Origin of the sequence: Phocaeicola sp. RTP21198st1_B8_RTP21198_201120 (genome assembly GCF_040929485.1) — a bacterium.
GTDB classification, from domain to species: Bacteria; Bacteroidota; Bacteroidia; order Bacteroidales; family Bacteroidaceae; genus Phocaeicola; species Phocaeicola dorei.
This window is the reverse complement of record NZ_JBCOCI010000499.1, coordinates 1-1,112: the sequence shown is the minus strand read 5'-3', so window position 1 is coordinate 1,112 and position 1,112 is coordinate 1. Positions and strand designations below refer to the sequence as shown.

Sequence of the window (1,112 nt, the reverse complement as noted above, 5' to 3'; positions counted from 1 at the left end):
AGATGCCATAGTTGTCACCGCTTCCGATGGCAAAGATTACTTCTTTATTGCCATCAGTCTCACGTGTCGTATTGAGGTAACGCATGAGCATTACCGACTCTTTAAACTGGTCATCAACCCCCTCTATATTAGGCAATGGAACTCCTTGGTTTATTCTGATACTGGTGGAAGTGGCAAGGTCGAACAGTTTGCGGTTACCTTGAGTCAGTGCCCAATCAAGAGCCTCGTTGCAAGCTGTCAGGGCGCGTTCCCATTTGTTTTCATCGTATGTTCTGCTGACTAACTCCTTTCCATATCCCGGAGTTTCAAAGTTAGTGTTCTTCCAGTTTGAATAAGGGAATGAGCCATTCCACAGGGGGGAGGCGGCATAAACCAACAATCGCGCTTTTAAGGCTTTGCAAGCTGTTGAAGTAGCACGTCCCAGTTCGCTGTTCTGTACTGTTGGCGGCAATTCGAAGGCAGCCCGGTCAAACCATTCAGCTATGGAGTCTACACATACATCGAAATGCGATCTGCCCGGAAAATCCTTTTTGTCAAGGTTTTGATTGTAATGTTCAGTCACTAATGGTATAGGTCCGTATGACTCTAGTAACATAAAATGATAGAGTGCCCGACAGAACAAAGCTTCGGCTTTCCAGCGTCTTTTATCGCTCTCGGTTACTCCCGTCGGATTGCTCTTGTCAAGCTGATCCATGAATAGATGGCATCGTCCTATTCCATCGTAACAACTATTCCACGGGGCGGTTTGACTGGAAGGAGAAAGCTGGTTCCATGCCGCTTTCTGTCCGTCGTCAGCCCATAGTAAGGGGCGGGCATATTCATCGGTCGAGTTGATGAATGAGTTTTCAACTGTGTAAAACCACTCGAAATAAGTATAACATGAATGAAGGAAACCCAATGTGGAAGCTCTGTCTTTCATTGCGTCGGGCAAGTCGGCTGTTTCATCCGGGACAACGTCCAGATAGTTGCAAGAAGCCATGCAACATGCGGCAGTCACACTTAGTATGAATCGTGATATGATCTTAATGGTTTTCATATTTTATATTTTGGTTATATAGAACTTAGAATTTTAGCTGCACTCCAATATTGATAGTCCGTTGAAGAGGATACGC

1 protein-coding gene is annotated in these 1,112 nt (G+C 45.3%); it reads right to left on the bottom strand.

All coding sequences use genetic code 11. The features are described 5' to 3' along the window. On the bottom strand, window positions 1-1,036 hold a 1,036-nt coding region (locus AB5935_RS27605; protein ID WP_368328051.1), incomplete at its 3' end, for a RagB/SusD family nutrient uptake outer membrane protein. Between the last annotated feature and the right edge of the window lie 76 nt (window positions 1,037-1,112).